Consider the following 6,306-nt stretch of genomic DNA (forward strand, 5'->3'; position numbering starts at 1 on the left):
GGTTACGGGGATGAGGGAGTGTACGGGGGTGGCGAAAACCGCGGCATGCCCACGCCCGGTCTTGACCGGATGGCCGAAGAAGGCATGCAGTTCCTGTCGTTCTACGCGCAGCCGAGTTGCACACCGGGGCGCGCAGCGATACTCACCGGACGCATCCCGAATCGCAGCGGCATGACGACCGTGGCCTTCCAAGGCCAGGGCGGCGGGCTGCCGGCCGCAGAGTGGACTCTGGCGTCGGTGGTCAAGACAGCTGGCTACAAAACATTCTTCACCGGCAAATGGCACCTCGGAGAATCTGACTATGCGTTGCCCAACGCGCACGGCTACGACGAGATGCGACACTGCGGGCTATATCACCTGAATGCCTACACCTACGCCGACCCGGAGTGGTTCCCGGACATGGACGCCGAACTCCGCGAAATGTTCCAGCAAGTAACCCAGGGCGCGCTATCGGGCAAGGCGGGCGAGCAGGCGACCGAGGACTTCAAGGTCAACGGCCAGTACGTCAATACACCGGACGAGGGGCTGGTGGGCATTCCGTTCTACGACGAGTACGTCGAGAAGGACGCACTGGAGTTCCTCGACGAGAACGCGGCCTCGGAAACCCCGTTCTTTCTGCACGTCAACTTCATGAAAGTGCACCAGCCGAACATGCCGCACCCGGATTTCAAGGGTAAGTCGCTGTCGAAATCGAAGTACGCGGATTCCATCGTGGAGAACGACACCCGCATCGACCGCATCATGGACAAGATCCGATCGCTCGGGCTCGCCGAGAACACGTACGTGTTCTGGACGACCGATAACGGCGCCTGGCAGGACGTCTACCCCGACGCGGGCTACACGCCGTTCCGTGGCACCAAGGGCACCGTTCGCGAGGGCGGCAACCGCGTTCCTGCCATCGCGTGGGGCCCGGGCATCAAAGCCGGGTCGCGCAACTCCGATATCGTCGGCGGCCTCGATTACATGGCGACGTTCGCGGCGCTGGCCGGCGTGCCGTTGCCGGAGAACGACCGTGAAGGTGAGCCCATCGTCTTCGACAGTTATGACATGTCACCGGTGCTGTTGGGGACCGGCAAGTCCGAGCGCAAGTCCTGGTTCTACTTCAGTGAGAACGAACTGACCCCCGGCGCCGTGCGCGTCGGACACTACAAGGCTGTCTTCAATCTGCGCGGTGATGACGGTGCCAGCACCGGAGGGCTTGCGGTGGACACCAACCTCGGCTGGAAAGGTGCGCAAGCGTACGTTGCGACCGTCCCCCAGATCTTCGATCTCTGGCAGGATCCGCAGGAACGCTACGACATCTTCATGAACAACTACACCGAACACACCTGGACACTCGTGACCATCAACGAGGCCATCAAGGAACTCATGCAGACTTACCTGAAGTACCCTCCCCGCAAACTCCAGAGCGAGGGCTACGCGGGTCCGATCACCGTCACGCAGTACCAGCGATTCCAATTCCTCAGAGAGTCACTCGCCGCCGAGGGGTTGAACATCGGGCTGCCCACGGGCAACTGAATGCACGCCAATCAACGAAGGCAGGGTGACGACATGCCCGACACATCAGGGGTCGACAGGCTCACGGTCAACCGGGTCGGGTGAGCGTGGCCGAGTTGGACAGCTGGAACGAAGGGACCACGAAGTCGGCGATCGTCGACTTCGTAAGACGTGTCACCACCGCGGGGCCCGACTTCGTCGAACCCGAGGCCCGCGTCGCGGTCTTCGACAACGACGGCACACTGTGGTGCGAGAAACCCATGTACATCCAGCTCGACTTCATCGTCCGCCGGTTGGTCGAAAAGGCCGAAACCGACGACACACTCGCAGCGCAGCAACCCTACCGGGCGGCGGTCGCCGGTGACCTGAACTGGTTCGGCGCGGCCATCACCAAGCACTACCAGGGTGACGACACCGATCTGAAAGTCCTTGCCGGCGCGGTGATGTCATTGCACGAGTCGATGGCCGTCGAGGACCACGCTTCGCTGGTGGATACGTTCTTCGCCAGTGCTATTCATCCGAGCTTGGGCCGGCCTTACCTGACGTGTGTGTACGTGCCGATGGTGGAGTTGCTGCGGTACCTGGAAGCACACGGTTTCACTTGCTACATCGCCTCGGGCGGTGGGCGCGATTTCATGCGTCCGGTGACCGCGTCCATCTACGGCATTCCGCCAGAGCGCGTCATCGGCAGCTCCCAAGGTCTGAAGTTCGACGGCCGTGACGGCCACGGCGATCTGTTGATCCAGCCAGCACTCGATGTGTTCGACGACGGCCCGGAGAAGCCGGTGCGGATCTGGAATCGCATCGGCCGTCGTCCGATCCTGTCCGCGGGCAACTCCAACGGCGACGACGAGATGCTGATGTACTGCGGTCGCGCCGGCGAGGCCGCGTTGCGGCTGTTGATCCTGCACGACGATGCCGAACGGGAATTCGACTACACCGCAGGAGCCGAACGCGCCCTCGAGCATGCCGGCGCGTATGGGTGGAGCGTGGTCAGCATGAAGAATGACTGGGCGCAGATCTTTGACTGACGTGCCCGCCGAAACAGCGCTGGCCGTGCAGGAGTCCCGCGGCATGGTGTGGATCCCCGCCCAGACCACCGTGGTGGGTTCTGACGTTCACTATCCCGAGGAGGGTCCGGCCCGCGAGGTCACCGTGGACGGGTTCTGGATGCACCAGCATCAGGTGACCAATGCGCAGTTCGCCGAGTTCGTCGACGCCACCGGCTATGTCACGGTCGCTGAGCGCCCACTGGACCCCGCCGTCTATCCCGGCGCGCCACCGGAGAACCCGCAGCCGGGCTCGTTGGTGTTCCAGCGCACCACCGGACCCGTCGATCTCAGGGACGTCAGCCAGTGGTGGAGGTGGACTTCAGGCGCCTGCTGGAACCATCCGCGCGGGCCGCGCTCGTCCCTGGGCAACCGTGAGGACCATCCTGTGGTGCATATCGCGTTCGAGGACGCCGCAGCTTATGCACAATGGGTCGGCTACCAACTTCCGACCGAGGCAGAGTGGGAGGTCGCCGCCCGCGGCGGTCTCTCCCACGCCGCCTACGTTTGGGGCGACGAGCCGGAACAGCCGGGGCGACCGCTGGCCAACTACTGGCACGGGGAATTCCCCTATCTGCCTGATACGGGCTATGGACAGAGCACGCCGGTCGGCAGCTTTGCCGCGAACGGCTACGGACTTTACGACATGGCAGGAAACGCGTGGGAGTGGACGACCGACTGGTACGGCTCCGATCGTGACGATCAACCCTGTTGTGGCGCAGACACTTACGATCCGAACCAGCCGAAATTCCAGATTCCACGCAAGGTGGTCAAAGGCGGCTCATTCCTGTGCGCCGACAGCTACTGCATGCGGTACCGCCCCGCGGCGCGTCGCCCACAGCAGGTCGACACCGGCACTAGCCACATTGGCTTTCGCTGTATCACCCGTTCGGGATCCACTGCTCTCTGCGACGAATTGCCTCGTTGATGGCACCGAATACGCGGTCGTCTGCCAGCACGCTCCCGTCGTCGCCCAGGCCATCGGTCAGCACACTCGCCCGGACGCGAATCCAGTGACAGAAAGAGGACGCAATGCCAGGCTTAGGTGAACTTGCGTTGGGTGCCGCTCCTATTGCCGGCGGTGCGTTGTTCGGCATAGCGGCGGGCACTCTGAAACCTCCAGATGTTCGCGCGGCGATCACCAAGGATCTAGACCTCCTAGACCGACTACCTGCAGAGGAAACCGAACGGCGAGAACGGTTGCAGGAAAGCATCGGTCACCGCATCGATGACTTGCTCACTGCAGCCGAGAAGAGCCGAGATCTAAGGCGGGCGGCCACCTCATACGAAGGCAACTGGCGCGACATCGTGGTGTTCGTGTGCGCCGTACTGTTCACCATCGTGTGGTGGAATGTCAGCCACCAACGCGCCAACTGGCTGCTGATGTTCATCGTGATGATTGCGGTGTCGGCGCTCGCCGGCTACTACGCAGCCCGCGGCATCGTTCGGGCCCTCCGACACCTGGATCGCGACCGCCAATCAAGCTAGCAACAGCGATGGAAGCAGACGCGCGGGAAACGACGGCATCAAAGACGCACTACTGACACGAATTCCCTCGCCTGAATGGAGCTTGACACGTTCAGTGGAGGAAACCGTCCCACTTCGGCTCGTAGGACCACACGCCTGGGTCGTCGGGCACCGTGGCAGCCGCCTTGGCGAGCATCGGTTCGACCGGCGGCTGTACGGGGAGGTCCACACTGTCCATGCTCACGTAGACCGCCCACGCCAAGCGATGTCATCGCGGTGTTTGATGAGTTGATGCAGTTGCCCGTCATGCCGCCGGTCTCGCCAATGCTGGCGAAGTCGGTGCCGGAGATTCCACCCGGCGCCTGGTATGAGCCCAAGTGGGACGGCATTCGATCGATCTGCTTCCGCGACGGCGACGAAGGCGAGCTGGGCAGCCGCAACGAACGCCCGCTGACGCGCTACTCTCCGAGTTCGAGAGTGCGAAATATCAACTGGGTGAACAGCTTTACGAGAGTCTAGGCATCGCACTCGATGACCTGGATAGTAGGCGAAAGGCCGTGCGGCTCAGCTGGACTTTCTACAACGCGCCGCTGGCAGGCATCGTCTGTATGAATCGCGAACTCCACCACGTCGACAGTCTCGGCGTCGGAATGTTTCTACAGACGCTGCTTCTCGGTCTGACCGCCCGTGGCTTGGGTACCTTCGTGCAGATGTTGATCGCGGGATTTCCCGACGTCGTCCGCGCGGCCCTAGGCATTCCCGACCGGTTTGAGGTTCTCTGCGGGCTTGCCATCGGCTATCCCGTCGAGGATCTCCCCGCCAACAATCTTGACGTCCCGCGTAAGTCGATTGACGAGAGCGTGGTGTACCTCGACCGATAGGGGTGACGCCTCCGACTGTGGGTGTCGTTGCGCGGTGATCCCAGGCGCTCGCGCACTCCATGTGCTCGGCCCGATCCAAACGGTGGCATATTGCCGTAGCGCGTCTTGATCTGATCGGCGGGCACTCGGTAGGTTTCGTGCCAAATGCCGATGTTCCCGCTGCCGGCCGCGTGCTGATTGAATGCCGCCCATGCGGGAGCACGCGCAAGCGCAGTGTCCTTTGCGAATCGACCGAGGTCTTCGACACTCCGCCAGTAATGCACGACGATTACGTCCCTGCCCATGCAAAACGTGCGGGCATCTAGCAACCCCAACTCCGGCTTCTTCGCAAGCTGAACCAGCAGGCGCGGCATCGCGACGATCGCCGGGAACCAGCTACGGACGTGGCCCGCACCAACCTGTTCGCTCGTCGACGGATCCTCGAGCGTGTCGCTGCTGGGTGGCCACCCGCGCATGTCGCTGAACAGCCGGGTATTTCGCGGTCAACGGTGTACAAATGGCTGCGCCGATATGACGAAGGCGGCGAGGAGGCGTTGGCCAATCGCAGCTCTCGGCCGATCTGAATGCCGCAGCGCACCAGTAAGCGGATCGAACACAAAGTGCTGGCAGCTCGGCGACACCGCAAGCGCGGCGCCGTGGTGCTCGCCGCCGAACCGGGTCTCAATCCCTCGACAGTCGGACGGATCCTGGCACGCCACGAGGTGCCGCACCTGTCGTGGATCGACCCGATCACCGGCCAGGCGGTGCGCACATCGCGGCGCAGCCCCAACCGCGGCGAACACCGCACAACCGGATCGCTGGTCCATGTCGACGTCAAAAGCTTGACCGCATCCCCACCGGTGGCGGATGGCGGCTGCACGGCCGCGACGCCGCGGTCTCAGTTGCCAACAGGCACAAGAAGATCAGGATCGGCTACGACTACGTCCACACCGCCATCGATGACTACACCCGGTTGGCTTACACCGAAGTACTGCTCGACGAGAAGGACCTGACCTGCGCTGAGTTCCTGCACCGTGCGTTGGCCTGGATCGCCGACCACGGTGTGCGGGTGCGGCGTCTACTCACCGACAACGCACTGGTCTACCGGCGCGGCACGAACTGGGGCTGGGTGTGCTCAGCCTGACAGCTCAAACGCCGATCCATCAGACCTGGCTGCCCTTGGACCAACGGCAAGGCCGAACGCTTCAATCCGACCCTGCTCAACGAATGGGCCTACGCCCGGGCATGGACGTCCAACAGCATGCGCACACGCGGCCTTGACCGATTCCTACACCGGTACAACACTCAACGAGGCCACTCCGCCCTCGGCGGACGACCACCCGTCAGCGAGCTCGCCGCCTGACAACACCGCCTCAGGTCACGACCACTAGCCGCTCCGCGAACCCCCCCCCGGCGGGGGTGAGGTTCCCTTC

The 6,306-nt window shown here is 63.2% G+C and carries 9 protein-coding genes and 2 pseudogenes; 9 read left to right on the forward strand and 2 right to left on the reverse strand.

The features are described from left to right. From ACRDUX_RS29670 to ACRDUX_RS29685, 4 genes are all read left to right on the forward strand, one after another. Positions 1 to 1,518 (forward strand): arylsulfatase (locus ACRDUX_RS29670; protein ID WP_526419211.1); only part of this gene is annotated, 1,518 nt, incomplete at its 5' end. 86 nt (positions 1,519 to 1,604) lie between these two features. Beyond that, positions 1,605 to 2,528 (forward strand): HAD family hydrolase, encoded by a 924-nt coding sequence (locus ACRDUX_RS29675; protein ID WP_526419226.1) that lies wholly within the window; start codon positions 1,605 to 1,607, stop codon positions 2,526 to 2,528. Next, complete coding sequence (locus ACRDUX_RS29680; protein ID WP_526419213.1) at positions 2,521 to 3,474, forward strand: formylglycine-generating enzyme family protein; 954 nt, start codon at positions 2,521 to 2,523, stop codon at positions 3,472 to 3,474. Before ACRDUX_RS29675 ends, ACRDUX_RS29680 begins: the two co-directional genes overlap by 8 nt. A gap of 104 nt (positions 3,475 to 3,578) precedes the next feature. After that, positions 3,579 to 4,034: a hypothetical protein gene (locus ACRDUX_RS29685; protein ID WP_526419215.1), complete on the forward strand. Its 456-nt coding sequence runs from the start codon at positions 3,579 to 3,581 to the stop codon at positions 4,032 to 4,034. Positions 4,035 to 4,134: 100 nt separating this feature from the next. On the opposite strand, the pseudogene ACRDUX_RS29690 reads toward ACRDUX_RS29685, so the two are convergent. Continuing rightward, a pseudogene (locus tag ACRDUX_RS29690) lies at positions 4,135 to 4,251 on the reverse strand (ATP-dependent DNA ligase); the annotation flags it as partial. 53 nt (positions 4,252 to 4,304) lie between these two features. Here ACRDUX_RS29690 and ACRDUX_RS29695 point away from each other — a divergent pair. Both ACRDUX_RS29695 and ACRDUX_RS29700 read left to right on the forward strand, forming a co-directional pair. Next, positions 4,305 to 4,481: pseudogene (locus ACRDUX_RS29695) on the forward strand (ATP-dependent DNA ligase); the annotation flags it as partial. A gap of 89 nt (positions 4,482 to 4,570) precedes the next feature. Further along, positions 4,571 to 4,894 (forward strand): nitroreductase family protein, encoded by a 324-nt coding sequence (locus tag ACRDUX_RS29700; RefSeq protein WP_526419217.1) that lies wholly within the window; start codon positions 4,571 to 4,573, stop codon positions 4,892 to 4,894. Here the strand turns inward: ACRDUX_RS29700 and ACRDUX_RS29705 are convergent. Next, a complete protein-coding gene (locus ACRDUX_RS29705; protein WP_526419219.1) occupies positions 4,810 to 5,349 on the reverse strand; it encodes a monooxygenase family protein in 540 nt (179 codons plus the stop codon). The genes ACRDUX_RS29700 and ACRDUX_RS29705 overlap by 85 nt on opposite strands. On the opposite strand from ACRDUX_RS29705, the gene ACRDUX_RS29710 reads away from it, so the two are divergent. The 3 genes from ACRDUX_RS29710 to ACRDUX_RS29720 all read left to right on the forward strand — a co-directional run bounded on the left by ACRDUX_RS29710 (position 5,278) and on the right by ACRDUX_RS29720 (position 6,236). Next, positions 5,278 to 5,457 carry a helix-turn-helix domain-containing protein gene (locus ACRDUX_RS29710; protein ID WP_526419222.1) on the forward strand — a complete coding sequence of 60 codons (180 nt, stop codon included), beginning with the start codon at positions 5,278 to 5,280 and terminating at the stop codon, positions 5,455 to 5,457. The genes ACRDUX_RS29705 and ACRDUX_RS29710 overlap by 72 nt on opposite strands. A 152-nt stretch (positions 5,458 to 5,609) precedes the next feature. Beyond that, on the forward strand, positions 5,610 to 6,017 hold the full coding sequence (locus ACRDUX_RS29715; RefSeq protein ID WP_526419224.1) for a hypothetical protein: 408 nt from the start codon (positions 5,610 to 5,612) through the stop codon (positions 6,015 to 6,017). A 72-nt stretch (positions 6,018 to 6,089) separates the two neighbouring features. Further along, entirely contained in the window at positions 6,090 to 6,236 is a 147-nt protein-coding gene (locus tag ACRDUX_RS29720) for an integrase core domain-containing protein (RefSeq protein ID WP_526419228.1), read from the forward strand. Positions 6,237 to 6,306: the final 70 nt, after the last annotated feature.

It is taken from the genome of Mycobacterium sp. (assembly GCF_050701675.1).
Taxonomy (GTDB): Bacteria; Actinomycetota; Actinomycetes; order Mycobacteriales; family Mycobacteriaceae; genus Mycobacterium.

What these genes read in the sequence shown, in the direction of transcription:
- ACRDUX_RS29705 (WP_526419219.1), bottom strand. Translation starts at nt 5,349, where the DNA reads ATGCGCGGGTGGCCACCCAGCAGCGACACGCTCGAGGATCCGTCGACG.
- ACRDUX_RS29685 (WP_526419215.1), top strand. Translation starts at nt 3,579, where the DNA reads ATGCCAGGCTTAGGTGAACTTGCGTTGGGTGCCGCTCCTATTGCCGGC.